Here is a 25,795-nt window from a genome sequence, read left to right on the forward strand (position 1 = left end):
TCACAACGGGAAACCCCTATGCCGTCTGAAAAGTTAAAAGATTGATTGTAGCCCAATCGGATGGTTTGTATAAGGTTTTTCTACCAACACTTTGCGGCTTCCATATCGGCTTCAATCTGCCTTTTCAGTTCTTCCATACCGTCAAACTTTTCCTCATCGCGCAGTTTGTGCAGGAAGCGGACGTTCAACCGTTGTCCGTACAGGTCGCCTTGAAAGTCGAACAGGTGGACTTCAAGCTTTTGAGAACAGCCGCTATCAACGGTGGGATTGAAGCCGAAGCTCGCTACGCCGCGCCGCGTGCCGAATGCGCCGTCTGCTTCGACGACAAACACGCCGCCGAGAGCATAACGGTGACCGGGCAGGCGGATATTGGCAGTCGGGGCGTTTAGGGTGCGTCCGAGTTTTCTGCCGTGTACCACCCTGCCCCCCAAAACGTAGTCGTGTCCCAAAAGTTTTTTCGCATAGGCAAGGTTGCCGTCTGAAAGGGCTTGTCGCACGGCGGTACTGCTGGTGCGGATGTCTTCGACGATGACGGAAGGCGTGCGCTCGGTTTGCATATCGGGCTGTTGTGCCAAAAGTTCAAAACAGCCTTCCCGCCCCGCACCGAAACGGAAATCGTCGCCGACGAGCAAATAACGCGTATTCAAGGTTTGACGCAGCAGGCGGTCGATAAACCCTTGCGCGGATATTTCGGAAAAATTTTGATCGAAACGCAAAACCCAGACGGCATCGACGCAGCCCGTCCCTTCCAGCAATTCCAGTTTGGTACGCAGGGAACTGATGCGGCACGGCGGCATCCTGCCGGTGCGGAGTGCGAAAAATTCTTTGGGTTGGGGTTCGAAAACGACGGCCACGACGGGTAATCCGCGCGTGTCGGCTTCGAGGCGGAGTTTTTGGAGGATGTGTTTGTGTCCGAGGTGTACGCCGTCGAAGTTACCTATGGTTACGGCGGCACCCTGTGGAAAGTCGGGCGCATCATGCCGCCCAAGCCTGATTCTCATTGTTGCGTTCGGGTATGTGATGAAACAGGCGGTCATTGTAAACGGTATTGCGGTTTATAGACAGTAGGCGCGTTCAGACGGCATATGCCGCCGCTTCTGACTACCACCACCAGGGACGGTAAAACGGATAACCCCAATCGTCGTAATAGCGCGACAGGCGTACTTCTTTCAGCTGCTGTTGCGAGATGTAGTTCTGCCACGCCATTTTGTAACAGGCTTGGAACATGGGATCGGAAAGCTTTTCGGTATAGCGTGTTTTAAATATCTGTCTTTCGGCATCGGGCATGGGCGCATATCCTGAATCGAACTGACGGCGGATAAGCTGTGCGGCCTCGCGGTCGCATTGCGCTGCAAGGGCGACTTGCAGGTCCTGTTCGTAGCGTTGCTGTGCCTGACGGTATGCCACCTGCTGTTCGGGTGTGGCGCAGGCAGTCAGTATGAGTATTGCGGCGATGGCCGCGATGTATCGGCGCATGGTGTTCTACCCTCCTCGGAAACAGATTCAATGTACGCTCTTTTCAAAAACTTGTGAAGTTCGCCCCTAGATTGTTTTCGCTATAAAATGCGGTTCTTGAACATGCTTTCCGAACCGTCCGCCCATTATGAACGAATCCGACCGCCACGCCAAACACGCCCGCCGCAGCCGCCACCACATCCCGCCGTTTTGGCAGGCCGACCGCCCCTACCTGCACGAACACCACATTTCGGATGCGCGTTTCCGCCGATTGGGCTACATCATGTCGCTGCTGGCAGGCGCAATCAATGCCGGCGGTTTTTTTGCATTTGCCCGCTACACGTCGCACGTTACCGGCTCGATGTCGCTGCTGGCGGACATGGTATATCTGAAGCAATGGACGGCGGCAGCGGTGGCGATGGTCAGCGTGTTGTGTTTCATCGCGGGTGCGGCGCATTCGGGCTGGGTGATTTTATGGACGCAGCAAATGCGCTTTCGGGGCAGCTACGGGTTGTCGATGTGGCTGGAGGCGCTTTACCTGCTGATTTTCGGCCTGTTCGGCATTACCGCGCTGCAATGGGATACGGACGGAGGTTTGGTCTTCCCTTCCCTCGCGTTGTTCTTGCTCTGCTTCATCATGGGTATGCACAACACAGTCATGACGCTTTTATCGGGTGGCGCCATCCGCTCGACCCACATGACGGGTACGGCGACCGACTTGGGCATCGAAATCTCACGCGCCCTGTATTACTCCAAAACCCACCATCCCCGCCTGCCGCACGTCCGCGTCAATAAACCCAAAATGTGGCTGCTCAGCGGCATGATGCAGGCCTTTCTGCTCGGCGGCATCATCGGTGCGTGGGGCTACCATAAAATCGGACACCACTTCGCCCTGCCCGTTTCGGCGGTATTGCTGATACTGGGTGCCGGCTCGGTCGGTTACGACGTCAAAGTCCGTTTTTTGTGGATATGGCGGAAGTTTCGGCGCAAATACCGACAAACCGGTGTTGTTTCAGGAAAAATCGGGTAATTTCAGGTTAACGCCGCTTATTTGGACGGCATAATTGTTTATCATCGGCCTTTATACCCGAAAAAGGACACATTATGACTTTCTTCAAACCTTTTACCGTCGTACTGACTGCCTCCGCACTTGCGCTTTCAGGCTGTGTTACCGATCCTTCCACCGTACGTCAATCCGCAGACAAAACCGCCCTATACGGTTTGGGCGGGGCGGCAGTATGCGGCATCATGGGCGCGCTGACACACGGCGGCAAAGGCGCGCGCAACTCTGCACTCGTCTGCGGCGCACTCGGTGCCGGCATCGGCGGTTATATGGACTATCAAGAGCAGCGGCTCCGCCAAAGCCTTGCCGGCACACAAGTCCAGGTTCAACGCCAAGGCAACCAGATTAAGCTGGTAATGCCCGAAAATGTTACCTTTGCCACAGGCAGCGCGGTTTTAAGCGACAATGCGCAATTTGCGCTGAATACTGCCGCACAAACGCTGGTGCAATATCCAGATACCACGCTGACCATCAACGGCCACACCGACAACACGGGTTCGGATGCCGTCAACAACCCGCTTTCCCAACACCGCGCCCAAACGGTTGCCTACTATCTGCAGTCCCGCGGCGTGGCGGCTTCGCGACTGGCGGTTTACGGCTACGGTTCGCATATGCCTGCCGCTTCCAACGCTACGGCTGAAGGCCGCGCGCAAAACCGACGGGTGGAAATCCTAATCAACCCCGACCAACGCGCCGTCAATGCGGCACAGCAAATGTAAGCCCCGCGCAAAAGGAATGCCGTCTGAACAACCTTCAGACGGCATTTCCATATCCGTAACCGCAGCCGCACCACGACTGTAATCCTATGGATAACGTCTCGCCGTTTACCGGGGAAAACCGCGGATTGCAGCCGATGGCGGGTAAGTTTACAGGCGTTACCGCCATACCGCGATACCCACTGCAACCTCATCGTTTAAACGGATATTCAATCAAAATGCCGTCTGAAACCCTGCGAAGTTTCAGACGGCATTTGTCTTTCCCGAATTACAAATCGAATTCCGCCGCCACGGGCGCGTGGTCGCTCGGACGCTCTAAAGCGCGCGTATCCAAATCGACACGGACATCCTTCAAAACAGCCGCCATTTCGGATGTAACCAATATATGGTCGATACGCAGGCCCAGTTTGCGCTGGAACATCGCGCCGCGATAGTCAAACCATGTGTAAAACGCACCTTCGGGATGGATATGGCGCAAACTGTCTGTCAATCCCAAATCCAGCAGGTTTTGAAACCACTGCCGTTCGACGGACGAACAGTGGATTTTTTCATACCATTTTTCAGGGTCGTAACAGTCCGCATCGGCAGGCGCGATATTGAAATCGCCCAGCAGCACCAGTTTGCCGTGACGGGTCATTTCGTCGCGGACAAACTCCGTCAGTGCGGCAAACCACTGTTCCTTATATTTGAATTTGGGGCTGTCCAAAGCCTCGCCGTTGACGCAATAGACATTGATGACGCGCACGCCGCCGACAGTCGCCGCAATCACGCGGCGTTGCGGGTCATCCGGCAGGGAAGGCAAACCGAGATGTACGTCCTGCGGCACGCTGCGGCTGATTATCGCCACGCCGTTGTAGGTTTTCTGCCCGCTCCAAACACAGTGCCAGCCCATCATCTGCAAGGCGGCGGCGGGGAACTTGTCCTGATCGAGTTTGAGTTCCTGTAAAACAAGGACATCCGGCGGATTATCAGCAAGCAGGTTCTGAACCTGCGGCAAACGTACATTGAGCGAATTGACATTCCAAGTGGTAATTTTCATAAGGTTCCTGAAAATGCCGCCCGACACGGGGACGGAAAAAAGGAAAGGATTCTAACACTATGCCGCACGTTTGTTTTCCAAATCGCGAACCGTGTGCAGAATCGCCGCCGCTTCTTCGGAAACCAGGCGGTATTCGATAATGCGGTGGTAACGCGTAAAATCAATCAAACCGTCGACCCTCAAACGGTTTAAATGACTGGAAACCACTGTTGCGGGCAGGGATAAAGATTCGGACATCTCCGCAATATTGCGGTCGCCGTCCAAAAGTTGGAGCAGTATCGCCATACGCTCGGGATTGGCAATAAGTTTGAGTATGGTGGGTAGAGGTATTGTTTTCATAAGTATTCCTGAGGCCGCCGTCTTCCCTCCGAACTGTCCGGCAGGTGGCAGACGATATAGATGATTTTGATTATCTTTATAAATTATATTATAAATCAATTATTTATAGCTAATTGTACAGGATTGTATGTTCCTTTTCCCACTATTTTTGCAAACAAGCGTAAAGACAGGCTTTCAGACGGCATAAAACCTCCGCCCCTACCCTGCCCCACCCTGTTGCCGAACGGAATCATCCGTATTTTTTAAGAAAACCATTATGGATATTTTCCGTGAATCAAGGCCGTTCTGCGCGACAGGCTGTCCAACGCCAACATCCGGTTCGGTATTTCATCATCGCCGCCGACGATACGGGCAAAATGCGTATCGGTCGTGCCTTCCTGACGATGCACCGCATCCTCGACAAGGAAAACCAGATACATACCGATATGGCTTTAGCGTTGCCGGCGGTAGTGAAAGACGCGGTGGCGGTATGGGCAGATATGGATGCATTGGATAGGTGTTCCGGCTGACCGCTCCGTTACTGCCGTATCTTTCGGCTACCGTTCATCAAATGGTTCCAATGCCGAAATGCCTAAATCGCGCCTGCCTGAAATGCTGTTTTTTCTAAAGCATCACGACCTTCACGAAAAATGCCGTCTGAAGAATATTTCAGACGGCATTTCCTCCCTGAGGCAATAACCGGATTACGGTTAAGCGGTTCCTTTCCTGACACACCAAACAGCAGCCCTCACCCTAAACCTCATGCCACGAAATCCAAACCTATATCCAACGAACGGCTGCTGTGGGTCAGATAGCCGAGGGCGATGCCGTCCACGCCGGTTTGTGCTACGCGCTTCAAGCGGTCGAAGCCGATGCCGCCCGATGCTTCGCAATAGATGGTGTGGGGGTGGGCGGTTTGCGTGTGGCAGCGGTTTGCCGCTTCTTTCAGGGTTTCGTCGTCCATGTTGTCCAGCAAAATCCGTTCCGCGCCCGCTGCGATGGCTTCATCCAGTTGTGCCAACGTGTCCACTTCGATTTCCACGCAGGTCAACGGTCCGACCGCCTGTTTTGCCTGACGAACTGCTTGGGCAATGCTGCCGCAATAGGCGAGGTGGTTGTCTTTGATGAGTACGGCGTCGTCCAAACCCATGCGGTGGTTCACGCCACCGCCTGCTCTGACGGCGTATTTTTGCAGGACGCGCAGCAGGGGGATGGTTTTGCGGCTGCACACGATGTCTGTACCGTATTCGGCGACTTCGGCAACGGCACGCGCGGTGGCGGTGGCGATGCCGCTTAAGTGCGTGAGGTAGTTGAGCGCGGTGCGTTCGGCGGCGAGCAACGCGCGGGCGTTGCCTTCGACGGCGGCAAGCGTCTGACCTGCGCGGACGGCTTGCCCGTCTCGGATTTCAGCTTGGAAGCGGACAGACGGATCCATCGTCTGAAAGGCGAGGCGCGCCAAGTCCATACCGGCGATAACACCGTCTTCGCGGCTGACGAGGAAGAGTTTGGCGGTTTTATCGGGCGCGATGACGGCAGCGGACGTAATGTCGCCGCGCCTGCCCAAGTCTTCGCTCAAGGCTTGTTCCACCATGGGGTGCAACAGGGTGTCGTGCAGGGGAAAGAGGGTGTTTTCAGACGGCATGGAGTTTCCTTTGTTGAAAAAGATGGATGTTGCACCGATGGGGCAAAACTTCGTTTGAGGTCGTCTGAAAACGGGCTAACCGCTGCCCAGCGGCAGTCCGATGTCCGAAATCAGCCTGTCGGGCAGGACGTCGTCACGGAAGCGGTAAAGCTGCGCGGGACGGCCTTTGCTGCCCGATACGCCGGTATCCGACGGCTCGATGAGGTTTTGCTGCTGAATCTGGCGGCGGAAGTTTTGCTTGTGCAGCAATCTGCCGCTGATGGCTTCGACGCTGTTTTGCAGTTGCAGCAGCGTGAATTCGGGCGGCATCAGTTCGAAAATCACGGGGCGGTATTTGATTTTGGCGCGCAGGCGGGACAGGGCGGTCGCCAGTACGCGGCGGTGGTCGTGGCGCATGGGCTGCCCCGTGAGTGCGAAGTCGAAGTTTGCCTGCGGCTCGGCGGCTTCCGCTATCAGGCCGCTTTCATACAGCATTTCATAGCGTTGCAAAACGTATTCTTCCGACCAGTTTTCCGGTTCGACACCCCAACACAAATGAATGCGCTTGAGCCGCTTTTGGCGGACTTCCTCCGTGTCCGCCGAGTTTGCCCAAATGCGCAGGCGGCTGACGACGGCGTCGCGCTGCCTGCCGTCGGTGCGCAGGTCTTCCCACGGGAAATAGTCGTAGCAGTCCTGCCATTTCGCGTCGGGATGCAGGATGCTGTCGGCTGCCTCGCGCACCAGCCCCAAGTAGCTGACGTACAAGACGGGCATGCCGTGTTCGTTGCGGCGGTGAGTATCGACAAAGGTGTAAAGCTGTTCCACATAGCCCATAGGCTGCGAAGTCTGCTTGGCGACCCACAGTTTCACGCCCGCCTGCAGGGAATTGCGCAGGGGGGAGAGCGGGCCGTTGGGCAGGAGCGTGCCTTGGGCGACGGTCAACACCCGCAGGCCGCCGTCGGTAACGGCAATCAATACGGGAACCAGCTCGACGATGCTTTGCGGTGGGGCTTCGGCTTCGGGGTAGGCGTCCATGCTCGGCTTTCTGCGGGTGGGAAAGGCTTTATTGTAAACCAAAGCGGTTTGTCGGAACGAAGCGGGTCGGTTTTACGGTATCGCAAACCTGTTTTCAGACGACCTTGCATATTATACTCAACTTGAGCATAATATAAAACTATTTCAAAATATAAACGGCAAACCTTCATGCCGTCTGAAAACAGCCACAAGGAAACATCATGCAAACCGCCGCCCGCCGTTCGTTCGATTACGATATGCCCCTCATCCAAACGCCGACTTCCGCCTGCCAAATCCGTCAGGCGTGGGCGAAGGTTGCCGATACGCCCGACCGCGAGACGGCAGGCCGTCTGAAAGATGAAATCAAGGCTTTGCTGAAGGAGAAAAACGCGGTCTTGGTGGCGCATTATTATGTTGATCCGCTGATTCAGGATTTGGCTTTGGAAACGGGCGGATGCGTGGGCGATTCGCTGGAAATGGCGCGCTTCGGTGCGGAACATGAAGCCGGTACATTGGTGGTGGCGGGCGTGCGCTTCATGGGCGAGAGCGCGAAAATCCTCTGCCCTGAAAAAACGGTGCTGATGCCTGATTTGGAAGCGGAATGTTCTTTGGATTTGGGTTGTCCGGAAGAAGCGTTTTCGGCGTTTTGCGACCAACACCCCGACCGTACGGTGGTAGTGTACGCCAACACTTCCGCCGCCGTGAAAGCGCGTGCCGATTGGGTGGTAACGTCTTCGGTGGCGTTGGAAATCGTGTCGTATCTGAAATCGCGCGGCGAGAAACTGATTTGGGGGCCCGACCGCCACCTCGGCGACTACATCCGCCGCGAAACGAGCGCGGATATGCTGTTGTGGCAGGGTTCGTGCATCGTCCATAACGAATTCAAAGGGCAGGAGCTGGCGGCGTTGAAAGCGGAACACCCCGACGCGGTGGTGCTGGTTCATCCCGAATCGCCGCAAAGCGTCATCGAACTGGGCGACGTGGTCGGCTCGACCAGCAAACTGCTCAAAGCCGCCGTATCGCGCCCTGAAAAAAAATTTATCGTAGCGACCGATTTGGGCATCCTGCACGAAATGCAAAAGCAGGCGCCCGACAAAGAATTTATCGCCGCGCCGACTGCGGGCAACAGCGGAAGCTGCAAAAGCTGCGCATTCTGCCCGTGGATGGCGATGAATTCACTGGGCGGCATCAAATACGCCCTGACGGGCGGATACAACGAAATCCTGTTGGACGGAAAGCTGGGCGAAGCCGCCAAACTGCCTTTGCAGCGTATGCTCGACTTCGCGGCGGGACTCAAACGCGGGGATGTGTTCAACGGCATGGGGCCCGCCTGATTTGCCGTCAATATTGCCGTTTCAGACGACCTCTCAAATAAGGACAACACCATGCAAACCGATTGCGACGTATTGATTGCCGGAAACGGGCTGGCGGCACTGACGCTCGCCCTGTCGCTGCCTGAATCGTTCCGCATCGTCATTTTGTGCAAAAACCGGCTGGACGACACCGCCAGCCGTCATGCGCAAGGCGGGATTGCGGCGGCGTGGTCGGGAGAGGACGACATCGAAAAACACGTTGCCGATACCTTAGAAGCGGGCGCGGGTTTGTGCGACGAAGCCGCCGTCCGCGCCATCCTGTCGCAGGGCAAACCGGCAATCGAATGGCTGTTGGCGCAGGGCGTGGCGTTCGACCGGAATCATAACGACCTGCACCTGACGCGCGAAGGCGGGCATACCTGCCGCCGAATCGCCCACGTCGCCGACTACACGGGCGAAGCCGTCATGCAGAGCCTGATTGCCCAAATACGCCGCCGCCTGAACATCCGCGTTTACGAGCAGCAGATGGCGTTGGACATCCAAACCGAATCAGGCGCGGCGTGCGGACTGACCGTCCTCGACTGCCAAACGCAAGAAACCTACCGCATCCGCGCCCGCCATACCGTACTCGCAGGCGGCGGCTTGGGACAGATTTACGCCACCACCACTACGCCGCCCGAATGCACGGGAGACGCCATCGCCATGGCGATACGCGCAGGCTGCGCAGTCGAAAACCTCGAATTTATCCAATTCCACCCCACAGGCTTGGCAAGGTCGTCTGAAAACGGCCGCACCTTCCTGATTTCCGAAGCCGTGCGCGGCGAAGGCGGCATCCTGACCAACCAATCGGGCGAACGGTTTATGCCGCATTACGACCTCCGCGCCGAACTTGCGCCGCGCGACATCGTTGCCCGCGCCATCGCCGCCGAAATCGCCAAGCAAACGCAAGACTTCGTCTCGCTCGACATCAGCCATCAACCCGCAGCGTTCGTCTGTCAGCATTTTCCGTCCATCCATCGACACTGTTTATCCCAATGCGGCTTGGACATCACGCGCCAAGCCATCCCCGTCCGCCCCGTGCAACACTACACCTGCGGCGGCATCCACACCGACCCCTGCGGCAGAACCTCCCTACCGCAGCTCTACGCCTTAGGCGAAACCGCCTGCACAGGGCTGCACGGAGCCAACCGCCTCGCCAGCAACTCCCTGCTCGAATGCGTCGTGACCGCAAGGCTCTGCGCCCAAACCATCGCAGACGGACAAGCATTCCAAGCTGTACCGTCCCAAAGATCGTCTGAAAACCCCACCGCCGAAGCAGGCATCTTTGCAGACGACCTTCAAAACACCTTCAGCCGTCCCGTCCTGCAAGCGTTCAACCAACGCCATCTGGGCATCCTCCGCAACGATACCGGCCTGCGCCGCGCCATCGCCCAGCTGTGGCTTTGGAAGCAAAACCAAACCGAACCGCACACTGCGTCCGAATACGAAAACCGCAACCTGCTCGAATGCAGCCTCGCCGTCGCCCAAGCCGCATACGCAAGGCGGCACAACATCGGCGCGCATTTCAATACCGATTTGGCAGAGTGTGTCGATTGGAAAAAGCAGGCAGCAGACTGAAGGGCAGGATACGCGGGGATTTGAGATATTCCTGTGAAAAATGAAGAAAGGCCGTCTGAAAAGGTTTCAGACGGCCTTTATTCAACACTCCTTGCGTCATCAACCCAAATGGACACAATGCCGCCTTCCTTCCTCCTGACTTTTCCTTTTACTAAACAGATTTACTTTCATATCAATACATTGCCAAAGAATTATTGCCGTTTATGCATGTATGGCAGGCAAACACGTTCGCCAATCAAAATAAATATCAAACGATTCACAAACTCTTTAGTCATTCCGTCAGCTGTTCCTCCAAATATCATCCGTGCAAGCAATAATCAATACAATCGGTTAAAATGGGCCGTCTGAAATTTATTTGACCGAATTGAGAAAACCATGTCCCAACAATACGTCTATTCTATGCTGCGCGTGAGCAAGGTTGTGCCGCCGCAAAAAACCATTATTAAAGACATTTCCCTTTCATTCTTTCCTGGTGCAAAAATCGGTTTGCTCGGTTTGAACGGTGCGGGTAAATCTACTGTACTGAGAATTATGGCGGGCGTGGATAAAGAATTTGAGGGCGAAGCCGTGCCGATGGGCGGCATTAAAATCGGCTACCTGTCGCAAGAGCCTGAGCTTGATCCTGAGAAAACCGTGCGCGAGGAAGTGGAAAGCGGTTTGGGCGAAGTGGCTGCCGCACAAAAACGCTTGGAAGAAGTGTATGCTGAGTATGCCAATCCTGATGCGGATTTTGACGCGTTGGCGGAAGAACAAGGCCGCTTGGAAGCGATTATTGCGGCGGGTTCGTCTACCGGCGGCGGTGCAGAGCATGAATTGGAAATCGCTGCCGACGCGCTGCGCCTGCCTGATTGGGATGCCAAAATCGGCAATTTGTCCGGCGGTGAAAAACGTCGCGTTGCTTTGTGCAAACTGTTGTTGAGCAAACCCGATATGCTTTTGCTGGACGAGCCGACCAACCACTTGGACGCGGAATCTGTCGAATGGCTGGAGCAATTCTTGGTACGCTTCCCAGGTACAGTCGTTGCCGTAACGCACGACCGCTACTTCTTGGACAACGCCGCCGAATGGATTTTGGAACTCGACCGTGGACACGGTATTCCGTGGAAAGGCAATTACTCGTCTTGGCTGGAGCAGAAAGAAAAACGCTTGGAAAACGAGGCGAAATCCGAAGCTGCGCGCGTGAAAGCAATGAAGCAGGAATTGGAATGGGTGCGCCAGAATGCCAAAGGCCGCCAAGCCAAGTCCAAAGCGCGTCTGGCGCGTTTTGAAGAAATGAGCAACTACGAATACCAAAAACGCAACGAAACTCAGGAAATCTTTATCCCTGTTGCCGAGCGTTTGGGTAATGAAGTCATTGAATTTGTGAATGTTTCCAAATCGTTTGGCGATAAAGTGCTGATTGACGATTTGAGCTTCAAAGTGCCTGCGGGCGCGATTGTCGGCATCATCGGTCCGAACGGCGCGGGTAAATCTACGCTGTTCAAAATGATTTCGGGCAAAGAGCAGCCTGATTCCGGCGAAGTGAAAATCGGGCAAACCGTGAAAATGAGTCTGATTGACCAAAGCCGCGAAGGTTTACAAAACGACAAAACCGTATTCGACAACATCGCCGAAGGCCGCGACATTTTGCAGGTTGGTCAGTTTGAAATTCCAGCCCGCCAATATTTGGGACGCTTCAATTTCAAAGGCAGCGACCAAAGCAAAATCGCCGGCAACCTTTCCGGCGGCGAACGCGGACGTTTGCACTTGGCAAAAACCTTGTTGAGCGGCGGCAATGTGTTGCTGCTGGACGAACCGTCCAATGACCTCGATGTGGAAACCCTGCGCGCACTGGAAGACGCATTGCTGGAATTTGCCGGCAGCGTGATGGTCATTTCGCACGACCGCTGGTTCCTCGACCGCATCGCTACGCATATCTTGGCTTGTGAAGGCGACTCTAAATGGGTGTTCTTCGACGGCAACTATCAGGAATACGAAGCCGATAAGAAACGCCGACTCGGCGAAGAAGGCGCGAAACCGAAACGGATTAAATATAAACCGGTAACGCGTTAAACAAAATGCCGTCTGAAACCATTCAGACGGCATTTCTGTAAGATAACCCCGTTAAAACAGCATCGCAATCTGCAAGACAATCAACGTCATTACCGCCGCAGCCATGTCGTCCGCCATAATACCCAGCCCACCATGCAGATTTTTATCAAACCAGCTGACCGGAGGCGGTTTAAGCGCGTCAAATAGACGGAATAGGATAAACGCCGCCAGCCACCACACCCACTTGAACGGAACGAAAGCCAGTACAAACATCATGGCGACGATTTCATCCCAAACAATACCGCCATGATCGGATACCCCTGTTTCCTTTTCCGCATACGCGCAAATGCGTATGCCCCACATAAACAGCACCATACATAAAAAAGCCAACAACAGGCCGTCCACACCCGTCAAAATCAATACGAACGCCAAAGGTAACGCCGCCAAAGTACCGAAGGTACCCGGCGCAAACGGAGCAAGCCCGCTGCCGAAACCAAATGCCAAAAAACACAACGGCCGTTTGAGCAGCCATGCAAAGTTAGGTTTAAAATCAGCCAAAATGATCAAATCCCGAAGAGTGAAGTTTCAATTCCCTGCCGTCATTATCCAAAATCTTCAGACGGCATTCCCCATTGATTTTACCGATACGCGTTACCGGCACGCCGCATCGTTCCGCTGCGGCAAGCACGCTTTCGCGGCAACTTTCCGATGCGGTAAATACCAGTTCGTAATCATCGCCGCCGGCCAAAGTATAAGACAGCCATTGAGAACGTGGCAAAATATCTTTCAATACGGATAAAGACGGCAATTTATCCGCAAAAATTTCCGCACCCACACCGGAAGCGGTCAAAATATGCCCTATATCCTGAGCCAGCCCATCGGAAACATCCTGTGCCGCATGGGCGACAGGCAATAAGGCAAGTCCCAGTTCAACCCTTGGTTCAGGACGGAGCAACTTCTGTTCGCACGCGGCAAATACATCGTCAGGCAAAACACACTGTTTCAGACGGCAGTTCAAAGCCGCCGCCGCCATCCCTATATACCCGGACACCCAAACATCATCGCCCACTGCCGCCGCATTACGCTTCAATGCCCTCCCCTTCGGCAACTCGCCAATAATGGTTACATTGAAAACCATATCACCCTTGGTCGTATCACCGCCGATTAAGGTGATGCCAAACTTTCTTGCCAAATCAAAAAAACTACTGCAAAACCGTTCCAACCACACATCGTCCAATTGCGGCAATGCCGCGCTTAGCAGCACCCAACGCGGTATGGCACCCATTGCCGCCATATCTGAAATATTGACAGCCAAAACCTTCCAAGCCAAATCCTCCGGTTCTACATCGGCAAAAAAATGCCTGTCCCTCAGCAGCATATCCGCACTGAAACACAAATCGAAACCCTCTCGCGGGCGGATAATTGCCGCATCATCGCCAATTCCTAAAACAACATCACGATCACCGTCTGTCTGCAAATACCGCCTGATGAAATCAAATTCTTTCATTATTTAAAATATCCATGACAAATGATGCAGTACAGATTTTATATCCTTCACTAAGAATAGCCAAAGCAATCTGACAAATAAAATAAAATAAACCCCGCAAATGCGGGGTTTATTTAAATCAACCAATTAAGGTTTTGCGTAACCGTGTACACCATTGTATGGAGCAGGAATCCAACCTTGCTCAGCGGCAGGATGCTCAGCCTGAGCCTGTTGTGTTTGAACGTAACCTGGGGAAACTTGACGAGTTACCACGCTACGGATTTTGATATCAACGCGACGGTCAGGTTCGATACATGCAATCAAGGCTTCACGTTTTTTAGCTTTAGAAACTTTAGCACCCAGTTTAGCTACCTCGGCTTCACAAGCTTGGGTCATCTGAGCTTGAGACTCACCTAAGCCGGCTGCAGAAATTTTAGCAGCAGGAACACCACGACCTACCAAGTAATTTGCAACTACGTTGGCACGGCGTTCAGACAATGCCTGGTTGTATGCCTCGGCACCCATAAAGTCGGTATGACCTTCTACACGTACGGCTTGTACATTGGTTTGACCCAGACGCTGTGCCAATACGTTCAGATTCTCTTGAGCTTCAACACGTAATACGTCCTTATCGAAACCGAACAGAGTTTTAGCGGACAGAGAAACGGTTTCGTCAACATATTGAGGAGCCTGTTCGATAACAGTAGGAGCCTGCGGAGCAGCATCACCACATTCCACACGACCTTGTTCCGCTTTATTGAAATAGGTGTTTTTCCAGCACTCGCCGTAGTTGTTACGTACGATTTCTTGAGATTTGCTGCTTACAGTGTAACCATGTTTGGTATGTGCTTCGCTTGCCATAGCAGTGCCGGAAGCGAGCAGTGCAACGAATAATGCGCTTAATTTCAGCTGTTTGGTCATTTTATTCCCTCATTAAATTTGTACAGCAGATACAGGAGCAGCTGCTGGATTGCCAACATACAGGCCGCTGTAAGAATATGGCGGCAAATTGGATATTTCAGTCTCCACTATAAAGAAGCCGGGTGCAGACTGTCAATACTCAACCCTAGAAAACAACAGTAACACAGCCTGTTTCCTAATTGCCAATCATGCCGAAAAATCAATTCTGTGTCATTAGTTTAGGGTGATTTTTTCCATATATGGAAATTGTCGTTGCATAAAAACAACAAATATGGCGACAGAGCCCATATCATATACTTAAAAAAGTATGATAAATTAAAAACGATATTCAGACCCTGTCACCGATGCATACCCACCCGCCATGAAATTACAGCAATTAAAATACGCTTTGGAAGTTTACCGGCACAACCTGAATGTTTCCGAAGCAGCCGAAGCCTTGTTTACCTCGCAACCCGGTATTTCCAAACAAATCAAATTATTGGAAGAAGAAATCGGCATTCAGATTTTTATCCGCAGCGGAAAGCGCGTGGTTTCCGTCTCTCAGCCGGGCAAAGCGGTTTTAGATATTGCCGAACGTATTTTGCGTGATGTACAAAACATTAAAAATATCGGCAGCGAGTTTACCGGACAGGACAGCGGTTCGCTGACGGTAGCCACAACACATACTCAGGCACGCTATGCCCTGCCCTTGATTGTTGCCGATTTTGTGAAACGCTATCCGAAAGTCAACCTGACCATCAAACAGGGGAGCCCTGCCGCCATCGCCCAAATGGTTACTTCGGGCGAATCTGATTTGGCAATTGTTACAGAGCGTATAGACGACCATCCCGAACTGGGAAAACTCCCCTGCTATGACTGGACTCATGCGGTTATCGTACCGAACGACCACCCCTTGCTCGAATGCAGAAACCCCCTCCGCATTGAAGATTTGGCAAGATTTCCACTAATTACCTATGAATTTGCATTCAACACGGGCAGCAGCATTGCACGGGCATTCGCCAAAGCTCGTTTGGAACAACCCGATGTCGCATTGGCTGCGGCAGATACGGACGTATTAAAAACTTACGTCCGCTTGGGTTTGGGCGTGGGATTGATGGCAAAGATGGCCTACAACCCGGATACGGATGACGATTTGCAACTTGTGGATGCCGCACATTTGTTTGAACCTTCTCCAACATGGATTGCCTTACGCAACGATACTTATTTGCGCGGATATGCGTATGACTTTATCCAATCATTTGCACCGCACCTGACCCGTGAAAAGGTGGACAAAATCCTGTACACACCCGTCAGCGAAGATTTCTCTATTTAGTGTTTTCCCTTCAGCCGGCATTTTGTCTGTAAAACAAAGGCAGGATATTTGCTTTCCCATACTATCTGAAATTATGGGAAGAACAAATATCCTGCCTATATGCATTATCCCGGACGACAATGGCTCAAATGGCGTGCGAGCAGCCGGACACCATCTTCTTCAACACTTGCAGATTGAGGATTTTGATGTGCTTGTGTTCGACGGAAATCAACCCTTCCTGATGAAATTTAGATAATGTGCGGCTGACGGTTTCAAGTTTCAGCCCGAGATAACTGCCGATTTCTTCACGAGACATGCGCAGGATGAAATCGTTGGCAGCAAAACCGCGGGAATAAAGGCGTTGGGAGAGGTTTAACAGAAAGGCGGCAATCCTCTCTTCTGCACGCATATTACCCAAAAGCAACATCACGCCCTGATCGCGCACAATTTCGCGGCTCATCATGCGGAAAAAGTGGGTACGCAGGCTTGGGATATTCTGACCGAGCTCTTCGATATGGGTAAACGGTAACTCGCATACCTCGCTGTCTTCCAAAGCGACCGCGTCGCAACTGTGCACATGGGAACAGATGCCGTCCATGCCGATGAGTTCGCCCGACATAAAAAAACCTGTTACCTGATCGCGGCCATCCTGACTGGCGACGGTTGTCTTGAAGAAGCCTGCACGGATGGCAAAGAGCGAAGTAAAGGCTTCGCCGGCACGGAACAGGTATTCGCCCTTTTTCAAACGGCGGCTTTGGCGGATAACGGCATCGAGCTGGGTAAACTCGTTAGGCAGTAATCCGACAGGCAGACAGAGTTCCCGCAAAGAACAGGAAGAACACAGCGTTTTCATCTGATGTGTAGTATTATGCGAAGCCATACCGTACCTTTTCGTGCGTTTTGCCCCATCATGATTATGTGCTTATTGACACATATCAAGACAGGTTTATCATACTGCGGCATTCTACCAAACTATCCAAAATTTGACTAACATCATAAAATCGAACACGCACCATGAAAATTATACAGATACAGAACAATCACAATGCCAATAACCGTCCCGAGTTCGACCGCGAGCTGATTGCCAGCCTGCCGTCCAGCGGTCCGCGCTACACCTCCTACCCTACTGCAGACCGTTTCCATGACGGCTTCCGAGAAGGGGAGTACATCAAAGCTTTACATTTACGTAGCACGGGAATGTTAAATAAACCGCTCTCCCTTTACATTCACATCCCCTTTTGCAATACCATCTGCTACTACTGCGGCTGCAATAAAATCATTACCAAAGACAAGAGCCGCGCCGATGCCTATATCGAATACCTTGAAAAAGAAATGGAGCTGCTTGCCCCGCATTTAAACGGAAAACACCAGCTTGCCCAACTCCACTTCGGCGGCGGTACGCCAACCTTCTTAAGCGACGACCAAATCGAACGTGTTTTCCGCATGATCCGCAAACATTTCGAGTTGTTCCCCACCGGCGAATATTCCATCGAAATTGACCCGCGTAAAGTCAGCCGGTATACCGTCCTCATGCTCGGCAGACTCGGTTTCAACCGTATGAGTGTCGGTATTCAGGATTTCGACCCTAAAGTACAGGCGGCCGTCAACCGCATCCAAAGTTACGAAGAAACCAAGGAAGTCATCGATGCCGCCCGTGAAGCAGGCTTCAAATCCGTCAGTGTGGACTTGATTTACGGCCTACCACACCAGACTTCCGAAAGCATTAAAACCACCATCGATACCGTTTTGTCGCTTGATCCCGACCGTCTCGCCCTTTATCACTACGCCCACCTGCCGCATGTTTTCAAACCGCAACGCCGCATCGATACCGCCGCCGTTCCCGGCAGTGAGGAAAAACTCGATATGCTGCAATACTGCGTCCAAACCCTGACCGAACGCGGCTATGTCTTCATCGGCATGGATCATTTTGCCAAACCGGACGACGAATTGTCTGTCGCACTCGAAGAAGGATTGCTGCAACGCAATTTCCAAGGTTATTCAACTTATGCGGATTGCGACCTAGTTGCTATCGGCGTGTCGTCCATCGGTAAAATCGGCAACACCTACTCTCAAAACGAACGGGACATCGATGCCTACTATGCCGCCATCGATGAAGGCAGACTGCCCATCATGCGCGGCTACCAGCTTAATCAGGACGATATCCTGCGCCGCAATATCATTCAGGATTTGATGTGCCGTTTCGCACTCGACTACCGTGTTTACGAAGACATATCCGGCACTCCGTTCGACCGTTACTTCAAAGACGAGCTCGCCGATCTGGAAAAACTTGCAGACTTGGGACTCGTCAACCTGAACGACCAAGGACTGACCGTTACTCCGAAGGGACGCTTCCTCATCCGCAACATCGCCATGGTATTCGACTACCACTTGCGCCATAAAGAAACCAGGGCGAAATACTCACAAACCGTCTGATTGTATTTCAAATATACGGATGCCGTCTGAAAGAGGTTCAGACGGCATTTTATTTTTTACAACCTGTTTTCCGGAAGGGCGACGCCATCTCATAACGATACGGCAGCCTGCTCCCTGTCTGACCTATAAACCCATATTCCCGCCAAACCGGACTTGCAAACAAAAATGCCGTCTGAAGGAAGTTCAGACGGCATAACCGTTTAACAATCAGAATACTGCCTGTAAAACCAAGTAGCAGGCAACCGACAATACAGCGGCTGCAGGCAGGGTAATGACCCAAGCCAGGCCGATGGGCTTCATCAGTTTCCAATTGGCATTACGGTTGACCAGACCGATACCGAGTACCGCACCGACCAAGATATGCGTACTGGAAACAGGCAGCCCCATCAGCGACGCACCCATCACAACGGAGGCGGCGGACAGTTCGGCGGTAAATCCCGAAGCAGGATGCATTTCAGCCAAACTCGTACCGACGGTTTTAATCACCTCTTTACCGACAAACCACAAACCGACAATCAGCGCGATACCGAATGTCAGCATGGCAATCGGAGGAACGGCATTTTGCGCGGCAACGCTGTTAGTCCGCAAAACATCCATAATCGCGGCAAACGGACCGATGGCGTTGGCGATATCGTTCGCCCCGTGGCTGAATGCGAAACCGCATGCGGTAAAGACCTGCATCCATGAAAACATCTGAAAGGTCGATTTACCCAAATCTTTACGTTTGAGGCTTTTTGCAAAAACAAACGTACCCATCCACACCGCCGCACCTATCATAAAGATAGTCAGGAAGCTGTTGACATTGCTCATGCCCAGATGCAGGTTTTTCAGACCCTTGAAAATCAGCATGGCAGAAATCATCATCGCGCCGAACGAAGCGATAAAGGGAACCCAAGAGTGCAACGCCTTGTAAGAATCGACATTGTTTTTACGGTTATCGAACGTATAAAGACCGCGGTAATACTCCGATTGCAGCTCTTGCGGATCAAATTCGGGCTCATCGTAAATTTGTGCATCGTGCGCCATTTTAGTGGCATATTCGACTTTTTCAGCCTCAGACAAACCCTCGAAAAACAGGCGGTGCTGTTCTTTATAGGCCTTTTTCTCCTGCTTGATGCCTTTGAGCGTACCTTCGGCCCAAGCATTGTAATCTAAGACATTTTTCTTAACGCGGGAAAACAGGAAATAGGAAACCGCACCGCCCAAAACAGGCGACAGCACCCAAGATATCCCGATTTCTCCCAATTTTCCCCACTGAATCAACGTTCCCCAGTCGGCATGTTTCATAACCGCCATACACAACGCACTGCCGACGATGCCGCCGATAATCGCGTGTGTCGTCGAAACCGGCAGGCCTTTGTGGGAAGCGAACAGCAGCCACAAAGCCGCCGCCAAGAGTGCAGACATCATGATAAACACAAACTGCATGGGCTCGAGGTTCATACCGTTCAGATCGACGATACCTTTGCGTATAGTATCGGTTACTTCTCCACCCGCGATGACCGCACCGCTGACCTCAAATACCGCTGCAATCAGCAAAGCCTGCGGGATCGTCAGCGTCCCGGACCCGACGCTGGTACCGAAAGAGTTGGCAATATCGTTGCCGCCGACATTGAACGCCATGAACACGCCGAACATGGTGGCAATAATGAAAAGCACGCTGTTATTGTAGTGGGTATAACCCAAACCCCAATAGATAAAATAGCTGACCATGCCGACCAGCATGGCGGCAAAGACAGCGTTAATCAGTTTCAAGTTCGCACTCATTTGAGTTTGAGCCATGGAAGATTCCTTAGTGGACACAGAAGGGTTTTCGCGGATATTGTAACCTTTTGCAATCCTTCTTGAAACATTTATTTACACTACGCCAGCAAATCGGTATACGGGCGTCAATACACGTTAAAATGGCGTTTTGCACCAGTTTGGGAGTGATGATGGAAACACAGCTTTACATCGGCATCATGTCGGGAACAAGCATGGACGGGGCGGATGCCGTACTGATACGTATGGACGGCGGGAAATGGCTGGGCGCGGAGGGACACGCCTTTATACCCTACCCTGACCGGTTACGCCGCAAATTGCTGGATTTACAGGACACAGGCGCAGACGAACTGCACCGCAGCAGGATTTTGTCGCAAGAACTCAGCCACCTGTATGCGCAAACCGTCGCCGAACTGCTATGCAGTCAAAACCTCGCGCCGTACGACATTACCGCTGTCGGCTGCCACGGTCAAACCGTCCGACATGCACCGGAACACGGTTACAGCGTACAGCTTGCCGATTTGCCGCTGCTGGCGGAACTGACTCAGATTTTTACCGTCGGCGACTTCCGCAGCCGCGACCTTGCGGCCGGCGGACAAGGTGCGCCGCTCGTCCCCGCCTTTCACGAAGCCCTGTTCCGCGACGATAAAGAAACTCGCGTGGTACTGAACATCGGCGGGATTGCCAACATCAGCGTACTCCCCCCCGACACACCCGCCTTCGGCTTCGACACGGGGCCGGGCAATATGCTGATGGACGCATGGACGCAGGCACACTGGCAGCTGCCTTACGACAAAAACGGTGCAAAAGCGGCACAAGGCAACATATTGCCGCAACTGCTCGACAGGCTGCTCGCCCACCCGTATTTCTCACAACCCCACCCAAAAAGCACGGGGCGCGAACTGTTTGCCCTAAATTGGCTCGAAACCTATCTTGGCGGCGGCGAAAACCGATACGACGTATTACGGACGCTTTCCCGTTTTACCGCGCAAACCGTTTTCGACGCCGTCTCACACGCAGCGGCAGATACCCGTCAAATGTATATTTGCGGCGGCGGCATCCGCAATCCCGTCTTGACAGCGGATTTGGCAGAATGTTTCGGCACACGCGTTTCCTTACACAGCACCGCCGACCTGAATCTCGATCCGCAATGGGTGGAGGCGGCCGCATTTGCGTGGTTGGCGGCGTGTTGGGTCAACCGCATTCCCAGTAGTCCGCACAAAGCAACCGGCGCATCCAAACCGTGTATTCTGGGTGCGGGATATTATTATTGAGCGCAAATGCCGTCTGAAAACCCACCCTGCCGTTCAGATGGCATCCCATGATGAAAATCTTAACCGTATTGGAGATTAATTATTATGTGCGAGTTCAAGGATTTTAGAAGAAACATCCCTTGTTTTAAGGAGTATGACGAAAATTCATTTATTGGTAAATGGCATGATGACGGGGTGTGGGATGATGAAGAATATTGGAAGTTGGAGAATGATTTAATCGAGGTTAGGAGAAAATATCCTTATCCGATGGATATACCAAGGGATATTGTGATTGGAATCGGTACTATTATTGATTTTTTAATGGTTCCAAATTGGAAACTTTTCGAAATTAAAGCTTCTCCTTGGTTGCCTAAAAGTGTCAAAATTAATGAGCGTTATGAAAGGTTCAGAGTAATGCTCCGTTATATTTTTACTGATGTAGATGTAGATGACTGGAAATTTTTTTATTTTCCAATAAAACATAGTAAAGGTAGATTGAGGTGAAAACCCAACAATCAAAAGGCCGTCTGAAAATGTGTTTGATTTTCGACGACCTTTCCTTCATTTGAAAGGGGCAATAGTCATAAAACCGCGCAGGTTTTATCCGGAAGAAAAATATTAAGAAATCAAATAAACAGGCATCAATATGCAATGGAAATTTGAAGACCCTCAAAATACTGCTGTTATTACCACTGGAAGAATTTTGTCTAAAAAAAACGGAATCTTAGAAGTATGGCATGATGCTGATGATGGAATGTGGCAATTCTTAGATGGCAATGAAATTCATGAAGGAGATGCTGTGATAGTCAGTTTAAAAGAAATTGTCACTATTGATTCCTCAGTCAATCTCCTAAGTAATTTACCCCTTGGTGGTTACGCTTGGAGAAATACTATATCGGAAAAATGGAATTTTGATTAACAAGTGCGGGTTAGGTTAAAAATCCGGCAATCCGATGCCGTCTGAAAGACCGTTCCGCCCTTCAGACGGCATTCCATGATAAAAACCTAAATCGTATTGGAGATTAATTATTATGTGTATTATGTGTGAGTTAAAAAACTTCAGAAGAAATATTACTTGTTTTGAGGGATATGACGAAAATTCATTTATTGGCAAATGGTATGATGACGGGGTGTGGGATGATGAAGAATATTGGAAGTTAGAGAATGATTTAATCGAGGTTAGGAGAAAATATCCTTATCCGATGGATATACCAAGGGATATTGTGATTGGAATCGGTACCCTTATTGATTTTTTAATGGTTCCAAATTGGGAGCTTTTCGAAATTAAAGCTTCCCCTTGGCTACCTGATAGCGTGGGAATTCATGAACGTTATGAAAGATTCACAACAATGCTCCGTTATATTTTTACCGAGAAAGACATAGTCAACGTGCAATTTGATTATTACAACAAAAAATAGCAAAACCCGGCAATCAAAATGCCGTCTGAAACGATATTCGGCTTTCAGACGGCATCAGCAACAGCCAAACCCTGATTTCCAACCGCATCCACCCGTTTTATTCGGACGGCAAATGGATTAAGGCGGAAGACTTAAAGGCGGGAATCAGGCTGTTATCTGAAAGCGGCAAAACCCAAACCGTCCGCATCGTTGCCGATAAACCGATAAGGAAATCGTTTTGCCTGAGACCGGGCGCAAATGTTTCATAACGGTTCTGCCCGCCGGAAAAGATGTTTTAAAAAAGCAATGTCGGTTCATTCAAAAGGAAAAATTAAAAAATGATGGCTGATAAGAATCAAGTAGAAAAGATGATTTATTCTGAAAATAAAGATTGTGTTATTGACGGTATGCTCGGCATGACCTTCAACTCGGAGGAGGATGAAATCCCTTGGATTTCTGAGAAATTGACGGAGTTGTCGAAGCATAAAGACTTGGATATTGCCAGATTGTCATTAACCTGTTTCGGACATCTCGCCAGGATGCATGAAAATATCGGCGATTGCGATAAAGTGATTGCTTTATTGCGCTCAAAACAAGGTAATCCGGATTTGCAAGGTTTTGCCGAAGATGCGTTAGACGATATTTCCTTCTTTATATTTAAAAAGCGTCCGTAAGCACCGGCAAGGTCAAATCTGGCAAATGCCGTCTGAAGCGGTATTCGGCTTTCAGACGGCATTTTCTCCAATTGGCACAGGATGCTGGGGCTTGCCGGCTTGATTTTGCCGAAGTTGTTGGCACGCAATTTGGAGGGGGCGGCAACCTATGGAAAATAGATTTGAAAAAATCGTTAAGGATATTTTTAGTTTTATCCAATTTGTTTCCGAAGCAGAAAATGAGATTCCCAACCAATCCTCTCATTACTACGATTGCTGGTGGGAATTGGAAGTCTTGAATGCCTCTGCATTGGAAGATTGGGAAACATCAGGAAAGCCTGAAAAATGGGAGAGATGGACAGAAAAATATCAGACCGGGGCGCGGCAGTTAGTCAAAAACATATTGGCTGAAAGAGTTTCTGAAAATAATATAGTTTGCGATATTTCTCATTTTTTGCATTTTGCCGATCGGGCAGAAGCCGACATTCCCAATCAATCACGTTTATATGCCGAATATTGGTGGGAAATGGAAATGTTCAAAATGTCGGTTTTAGAAGATTGGGAACGCTCGGGAAAACCGTTAGATTGGAAAAAATGGAAAGATCAATATCAATCTGAAGCATTTGAATTAGTCAAAAAATTGAACCGAAGCAAACAAGAGTAACAAGCCGCAGCCTGCATAGGGGTTTTTAAAGTACGGTAGCAACCGTAGATTAGATTAAAAGATCGTCTAATATAATCGATATATCCTGTTAAACGAAAAATAAATATGTTTAAAAAATTCAAACCGGTATTGTTGTCATTTTTTGCACTTGCATTTGCCTTTTGGCTGGGAACGGGTATTGCCTATGAGATTAATCCGCGTTGGTTTTTGAGCGATACGGCAACTGAAGTACCTGAAAATCCGAATGCTTTTGTGGCGAAACTTGCCCGCCTGTTCCGAAATGCCGACAGGGCGGTTGTCATCGTGAAGGAATCGATGAGGACGGAGGAAAGTCTTGCCGGAACTGTGGATGACGGTCCGTTGCAGTCGGAGAAGGATTATCTCGCGCTCGCTATCTGGCTCAGTCGTTTGAAAGAAAAGGCGAAATGGTTTCACGTAACGGAGCAGGAACATGGGGAAGAGGTTTGGCTGGATTACTATATCGGCGAGGGCGGTTTGGTTGCGGTTTCGCTTTCGCAACGCTCGCCGGAAGCGTTTGTTAATGCCGAGTATCTGTATCGGAACGATCGTCCGTTTTCTGTAAATGTGTACGGTGGAATGGCTCACGGGGAAAATTATGAAACGACAGGAGAATATCGGGTTGTTTGGCAACCGGACGGTTCGGTATTTGATGCGTCGGGGCGCGGGAAAATCGGGGAAGATGTTTATGAGCATTGCCTCGGGTGTTATCAGATGGCCCAGGTATATTTGGCGAAATACCGAGATGTCGCGAATGACGAGCAGAAGGTTTGGGACTTCCGCGAAGAGAGCAACCGGATTGCATCGGACTCGCGCGATTATGTGTTTTATCAGAATATGCGGGAATTGATGCCCCGAGGGATGAAGGCGAACAGTCTTGTGGTTGGCTATGATGCGGACGGTCTGCCGCAGAAAGTCTATTGGAGTTTCGACAATGGGAAAAAACGCCAGGATTTCGAATATTATTTGAAAAACGGAAATCTTTTTATTGCACAATCTTCGACGGTAGCATTGAAAGCGGATGGCGTAACGGCGGATATGCAGACCTATCATGCGCAACAGACGTGGTATTTGGATGGCGGGCGGATTATCCTCGAAGAGAAACAGGGAGACAGACTGCCTGATTTTCCTTTGAACTTGGAAGACTTGGAAAAAGAGGTGCGCCGTTATGCAGAGGCTGCGGCGAGACGTTCGGGCGGCAAGCGCGGCTTTTCTTACTGAACGCAAATGCCGTCTGAAACCGGTTTTCAGACGGCATTGGAGAGTCAAACGCTTTCTGCAATGCCGTATATACCGAATCCAATTCGCTACAAATTGAAAACCACAATCCAAAAAACAGAAATACACATTATCAAACAAACAAATAAGTTGATATATTGTGTGATATCGAGGGCTGTACCGTATTTTCCCATCATATCTTCCCCGTTCTTTATATGAGCGGCAGGCATCCTCATAAAAGAAGGGATACCGATAAGGAAAAATACCTCGGTATAAAAAATATACTGATTGATTAATACAAATCTAACCAACAGTTCATCGTATTCTTTTCTGTTGGCGTATAAAAAATACTGATATATGCCTTCACTTTCATAGGGCGACGCTTTATGTGCCGTCCTGTGTGTTGAAACATCGGTTTTCCTTTTTCAAAACTCCGTAAAAAAAGCGGCATCCGCCGCAAAACGCCCCGTTTTTCCAAACAAAAGGCAATAAAAATGCCGTCTGAAACCAAGT

General features: G+C 51.0%; 27 protein-coding genes and 1 pseudogene. 17 read left to right on the plus strand and 11 right to left on the minus strand.

All coding sequences use genetic code 11. From position 1 onward, the window contains the following. Positions 1-80: 80 nt before the first annotated feature. Together ribF and BBW69_RS05665 are read right to left on the minus strand one after the other, a co-directional pair. Complete coding sequence (ribF, locus tag BBW69_RS05660) at positions 81-1,001, minus strand: bifunctional riboflavin kinase/FAD synthetase (RefSeq protein WP_188210696.1); 921 nt, start codon at positions 999-1,001, stop codon at positions 81-83. 100 nt (positions 1,002-1,101) lie between these two features. Next, positions 1,102-1,476 (minus strand): hypothetical protein, encoded by a 375-nt coding sequence (locus BBW69_RS05665; protein ID WP_188210697.1) that lies wholly within the window; start codon positions 1,474-1,476, stop codon positions 1,102-1,104. A 127-nt stretch (positions 1,477-1,603) separates the two neighbouring features. Here BBW69_RS05665 and BBW69_RS05670 point away from each other — a divergent pair, with 127 nt between their 5' ends. Together BBW69_RS05670 and BBW69_RS05675 are read left to right on the plus strand one after the other, a co-directional pair. Beyond that, positions 1,604-2,485 (plus strand): YoaK family protein, encoded by an 882-nt coding sequence (locus BBW69_RS05670; RefSeq protein ID WP_188210698.1) that lies wholly within the window; start codon positions 1,604-1,606, stop codon positions 2,483-2,485. A 74-nt stretch (positions 2,486-2,559) separates the two neighbouring features. After that, entirely contained in the window at positions 2,560-3,237 is a 678-nt protein-coding gene (locus tag BBW69_RS05675) for an OmpA family protein (RefSeq protein WP_188210699.1), read from the plus strand. A gap of 265 nt (positions 3,238-3,502) precedes the next feature. Here BBW69_RS05675 and xth read toward each other — a convergent pair whose 3' ends face one another. Both xth and BBW69_RS05685 read right to left on the minus strand, forming a co-directional pair. Then, on the minus strand, positions 3,503-4,273 hold the full coding sequence (xth, locus tag BBW69_RS05680) for an exodeoxyribonuclease III (RefSeq protein WP_188210700.1): 771 nt from the start codon (positions 4,271-4,273) through the stop codon (positions 3,503-3,505). Positions 4,274-4,330: 57 nt separating this feature from the next. Next, positions 4,331-4,612, minus strand: coding sequence for a helix-turn-helix transcriptional regulator (locus BBW69_RS05685; RefSeq protein WP_107959749.1), 282 nt, complete (start codon positions 4,610-4,612; stop codon positions 4,331-4,333). Between the two features lie 269 nt (positions 4,613-4,881). Between BBW69_RS05685 and BBW69_RS05690 the strand changes: the two genes are divergently transcribed. Both BBW69_RS05690 and BBW69_RS05695 read left to right on the plus strand, forming a co-directional pair. After that, positions 4,882-5,121 carry a hypothetical protein gene (locus BBW69_RS05690; protein WP_107859439.1) on the plus strand — a complete coding sequence of 80 codons (240 nt, stop codon included), beginning with the start codon at positions 4,882-4,884 and terminating at the stop codon, positions 5,119-5,121. Beyond that, the gene (locus BBW69_RS05695) at positions 5,096-5,290 is read left to right on the plus strand and encodes a hypothetical protein (protein ID WP_188210701.1); all 195 of its coding nucleotides are present in this window, start codon (positions 5,096-5,098) and stop codon (positions 5,288-5,290) included. The genes BBW69_RS05690 and BBW69_RS05695 overlap by 26 nt, the downstream gene beginning before the upstream one ends. A 61-nt stretch (positions 5,291-5,351) precedes the next feature. On the opposite strand, the gene nadC is transcribed toward BBW69_RS05695, so the two are convergent. Both nadC and BBW69_RS05705 read right to left on the minus strand, forming a co-directional pair. Then, positions 5,352-6,233, minus strand: coding sequence for a carboxylating nicotinate-nucleotide diphosphorylase (gene nadC / locus BBW69_RS05700; RefSeq protein ID WP_188210702.1), 882 nt, complete (start codon positions 6,231-6,233; stop codon positions 5,352-5,354). A gap of 75 nt (positions 6,234-6,308) precedes the next feature. Then, complete coding sequence (locus BBW69_RS05705; protein WP_188210703.1) at positions 6,309-7,247, minus strand: hypothetical protein; 939 nt, start codon at positions 7,245-7,247, stop codon at positions 6,309-6,311. Positions 7,248-7,447: 200 nt separating this feature from the next. Here BBW69_RS05705 and nadA point away from each other — a divergent pair, with 200 nt between their 5' ends. From nadA to ettA, 3 genes are all read left to right on the plus strand, one after another. After that, positions 7,448-8,560 (plus strand): quinolinate synthase NadA, encoded by a 1,113-nt coding sequence (gene nadA, locus BBW69_RS05710; protein ID WP_188210704.1) that lies wholly within the window; start codon positions 7,448-7,450, stop codon positions 8,558-8,560. 51 nt (positions 8,561-8,611) lie between these two features. After that, a complete protein-coding gene (gene nadB / locus BBW69_RS05715) occupies positions 8,612-10,156 on the plus strand; it encodes an L-aspartate oxidase (protein ID WP_188210705.1) in 1,545 nt (514 codons plus the stop codon). Positions 10,157-10,531: 375 nt separating this feature from the next. Continuing rightward, complete coding sequence (gene ettA, locus BBW69_RS05720; RefSeq protein WP_188210706.1) at positions 10,532-12,208, plus strand: energy-dependent translational throttle protein EttA; 1,677 nt, start codon at positions 10,532-10,534, stop codon at positions 12,206-12,208. 51 nt (positions 12,209-12,259) lie between these two features. Here the strand turns inward: ettA and BBW69_RS05725 are convergent, their stop codons facing one another. The 3 genes from BBW69_RS05725 to BBW69_RS05735 all read right to left on the minus strand — a co-directional run bounded on the left by BBW69_RS05725 (position 12,260) and on the right by BBW69_RS05735 (position 14,594). Further along, positions 12,260-12,745 carry a phosphatidylglycerophosphatase A gene (locus BBW69_RS05725; RefSeq protein ID WP_188210707.1) on the minus strand — a complete coding sequence of 162 codons (486 nt, stop codon included), beginning with the start codon at positions 12,743-12,745 and terminating at the stop codon, positions 12,260-12,262. Continuing rightward, positions 12,738-13,694 carry a thiamine-phosphate kinase gene (thiL, locus tag BBW69_RS05730; RefSeq protein ID WP_188210708.1) on the minus strand — a complete coding sequence of 319 codons (957 nt, stop codon included), beginning with the start codon at positions 13,692-13,694 and terminating at the stop codon, positions 12,738-12,740. The genes BBW69_RS05725 and thiL overlap by 8 nt, the downstream gene beginning before the upstream one ends. A gap of 126 nt (positions 13,695-13,820) precedes the next feature. Next, a complete protein-coding gene (locus BBW69_RS05735; protein ID WP_188210709.1) occupies positions 13,821-14,594 on the minus strand; it encodes an OmpA family protein in 774 nt (257 codons plus the stop codon). Between the two features lie 361 nt (positions 14,595-14,955). Between BBW69_RS05735 and BBW69_RS05740 the strand changes: the two genes are divergently transcribed. Next, on the plus strand, positions 14,956-15,906 hold the full coding sequence (locus BBW69_RS05740) for a CysB family HTH-type transcriptional regulator (RefSeq protein WP_003676476.1): 951 nt from the start codon (positions 14,956-14,958) through the stop codon (positions 15,904-15,906). 124 nt (positions 15,907-16,030) lie between these two features. Here BBW69_RS05740 and fnr read toward each other — a convergent pair whose 3' ends face one another. Next, a complete protein-coding gene (gene fnr, locus BBW69_RS05745) occupies positions 16,031-16,765 on the minus strand; it encodes a fumarate/nitrate reduction transcriptional regulator Fnr (protein WP_107859447.1) in 735 nt (244 codons plus the stop codon). A gap of 134 nt (positions 16,766-16,899) precedes the next feature. Between fnr and hemN the strand changes: the two genes are divergently transcribed. Beyond that, positions 16,900-18,318, plus strand: coding sequence for an oxygen-independent coproporphyrinogen III oxidase (gene hemN, locus BBW69_RS05750; RefSeq protein ID WP_188210710.1), 1,419 nt, complete (start codon positions 16,900-16,902; stop codon positions 18,316-18,318). Positions 18,319-18,525: 207 nt separating this feature from the next. Here hemN and BBW69_RS05755 read toward each other — a convergent pair whose 3' ends face one another. Then, positions 18,526-20,100 (minus strand): inorganic phosphate transporter, encoded by a 1,575-nt coding sequence (locus BBW69_RS05755; RefSeq protein WP_188210711.1) that lies wholly within the window; start codon positions 20,098-20,100, stop codon positions 18,526-18,528. A 152-nt stretch (positions 20,101-20,252) separates the two neighbouring features. Between BBW69_RS05755 and BBW69_RS05760 the strand changes: the two genes are divergently transcribed. The 8 genes and pseudogenes from BBW69_RS05760 (at position 20,253) to BBW69_RS05795 (ending at position 25,285) form a co-directional block, all read left to right on the plus strand. Next, entirely contained in the window at positions 20,253-21,353 is a 1,101-nt protein-coding gene (locus tag BBW69_RS05760; protein ID WP_188210764.1) for an anhydro-N-acetylmuramic acid kinase, read from the plus strand. 84 nt (positions 21,354-21,437) lie between these two features. After that, complete coding sequence (locus BBW69_RS05765; protein ID WP_111726236.1) at positions 21,438-21,836, plus strand: immunity 41 family protein; 399 nt, start codon at positions 21,438-21,440, stop codon at positions 21,834-21,836. Positions 21,837-21,978: 142 nt separating this feature from the next. Next, complete coding sequence (locus BBW69_RS05770) at positions 21,979-22,251, plus strand: hypothetical protein (RefSeq protein ID WP_188210712.1); 273 nt, start codon at positions 21,979-21,981, stop codon at positions 22,249-22,251. Positions 22,252-22,372: 121 nt separating this feature from the next. Then, the gene (locus BBW69_RS05775) at positions 22,373-22,750 is read left to right on the plus strand and encodes an immunity 41 family protein (protein WP_188210713.1); all 378 of its coding nucleotides are present in this window, start codon (positions 22,373-22,375) and stop codon (positions 22,748-22,750) included. Between the two features lie 35 nt (positions 22,751-22,785). Next, positions 22,786-22,953: pseudogene (locus tag BBW69_RS05780) on the plus strand (polymorphic toxin-type HINT domain-containing protein); the annotation flags it as partial. Between the two features lie 114 nt (positions 22,954-23,067). Further along, entirely contained in the window at positions 23,068-23,403 is a 336-nt protein-coding gene (locus tag BBW69_RS05785) for a hypothetical protein (RefSeq protein ID WP_188210714.1), read from the plus strand. Positions 23,404-23,551: 148 nt separating this feature from the next. Continuing rightward, a complete protein-coding gene (locus BBW69_RS05790; RefSeq protein WP_188210715.1) occupies positions 23,552-24,046 on the plus strand; it encodes a hypothetical protein in 495 nt (164 codons plus the stop codon). A 105-nt stretch (positions 24,047-24,151) separates the two neighbouring features. Further along, positions 24,152-25,285 (plus strand): hypothetical protein, encoded by a 1,134-nt coding sequence (locus BBW69_RS05795; RefSeq protein ID WP_188210716.1) that lies wholly within the window; start codon positions 24,152-24,154, stop codon positions 25,283-25,285. The last annotated feature ends 510 nt before the right edge of the window (positions 25,286-25,795 follow it).

The organism is Neisseria sp. RH3002v2f (assembly GCF_014596375.1).
GTDB classification, from domain to species: Bacteria; Pseudomonadota; Gammaproteobacteria; order Burkholderiales; family Neisseriaceae; genus Neisseria; species Neisseria cinerea.

Excerpts from the sequence above, each read along its gene's own strand:
- ribF (WP_188210696.1), bottom strand. The coding sequence starts at position 1,001 with ATGAGAATCAGGCTTGGGCGGCATGATGCGCCCGACTTTCCACAGGGT.
- BBW69_RS05665 (WP_188210697.1), bottom strand. The coding sequence starts at position 1,476 with ATGCGCCGATACATCGCGGCCATCGCCGCAATACTCATACTGACTGCC.
- BBW69_RS05670 (WP_188210698.1), top strand. The coding sequence starts at position 1,604 with ATGAACGAATCCGACCGCCACGCCAAACACGCCCGCCGCAGCCGCCAC.
- BBW69_RS05675 (WP_188210699.1), top strand. The coding sequence starts at position 2,560 with ATGACTTTCTTCAAACCTTTTACCGTCGTACTGACTGCCTCCGCACTT.
- xth (WP_188210700.1), bottom strand. The coding sequence starts at position 4,273 with ATGAAAATTACCACTTGGAATGTCAATTCGCTCAATGTACGTTTGCCG.
- BBW69_RS05685 (WP_107959749.1), bottom strand. The coding sequence starts at position 4,612 with ATGAAAACAATACCTCTACCCACCATACTCAAACTTATTGCCAATCCC.
- BBW69_RS05695 (WP_188210701.1), top strand. The coding sequence starts at position 5,096 with ATGCATTGGATAGGTGTTCCGGCTGACCGCTCCGTTACTGCCGTATCT.
- nadC (WP_188210702.1), bottom strand. The coding sequence starts at position 6,233 with ATGCCGTCTGAAAACACCCTCTTTCCCCTGCACGACACCCTGTTGCAC.
- BBW69_RS05705 (WP_188210703.1), bottom strand. The coding sequence starts at position 7,247 with ATGGACGCCTACCCCGAAGCCGAAGCCCCACCGCAAAGCATCGTCGAG.
- nadA (WP_188210704.1), top strand. The coding sequence starts at position 7,448 with ATGCAAACCGCCGCCCGCCGTTCGTTCGATTACGATATGCCCCTCATC.
- nadB (WP_188210705.1), top strand. The coding sequence starts at position 8,612 with ATGCAAACCGATTGCGACGTATTGATTGCCGGAAACGGGCTGGCGGCA.
- ettA (WP_188210706.1), top strand. The coding sequence starts at position 10,532 with ATGTCCCAACAATACGTCTATTCTATGCTGCGCGTGAGCAAGGTTGTG.
- thiL (WP_188210708.1), bottom strand. The coding sequence starts at position 13,694 with ATGAAAGAATTTGATTTCATCAGGCGGTATTTGCAGACAGACGGTGAT.
- BBW69_RS05735 (WP_188210709.1), bottom strand. The coding sequence starts at position 14,594 with ATGACCAAACAGCTGAAATTAAGCGCATTATTCGTTGCACTGCTCGCT.
- BBW69_RS05740 (WP_003676476.1), top strand. The coding sequence starts at position 14,956 with ATGAAATTACAGCAATTAAAATACGCTTTGGAAGTTTACCGGCACAAC.
- fnr (WP_107859447.1), bottom strand. The coding sequence starts at position 16,765 with ATGGCTTCGCATAATACTACACATCAGATGAAAACGCTGTGTTCTTCC.
- hemN (WP_188210710.1), top strand. The coding sequence starts at position 16,900 with ATGAAAATTATACAGATACAGAACAATCACAATGCCAATAACCGTCCC.
- BBW69_RS05755 (WP_188210711.1), bottom strand. The coding sequence starts at position 20,100 with ATGGCTCAAACTCAAATGAGTGCGAACTTGAAACTGATTAACGCTGTC.
- BBW69_RS05760 (WP_188210764.1), top strand. The coding sequence starts at position 20,253 with ATGGAAACACAGCTTTACATCGGCATCATGTCGGGAACAAGCATGGAC.
- BBW69_RS05765 (WP_111726236.1), top strand. The coding sequence starts at position 21,438 with ATGTGCGAGTTCAAGGATTTTAGAAGAAACATCCCTTGTTTTAAGGAG.
- BBW69_RS05770 (WP_188210712.1), top strand. The coding sequence starts at position 21,979 with ATGCAATGGAAATTTGAAGACCCTCAAAATACTGCTGTTATTACCACT.
- BBW69_RS05775 (WP_188210713.1), top strand. The coding sequence starts at position 22,373 with ATGTGTGAGTTAAAAAACTTCAGAAGAAATATTACTTGTTTTGAGGGA.
- BBW69_RS05785 (WP_188210714.1), top strand. The coding sequence starts at position 23,068 with ATGATGGCTGATAAGAATCAAGTAGAAAAGATGATTTATTCTGAAAAT.
- BBW69_RS05790 (WP_188210715.1), top strand. The coding sequence starts at position 23,552 with ATGGAAAATAGATTTGAAAAAATCGTTAAGGATATTTTTAGTTTTATC.
- BBW69_RS05795 (WP_188210716.1), top strand. The coding sequence starts at position 24,152 with ATGTTTAAAAAATTCAAACCGGTATTGTTGTCATTTTTTGCACTTGCA.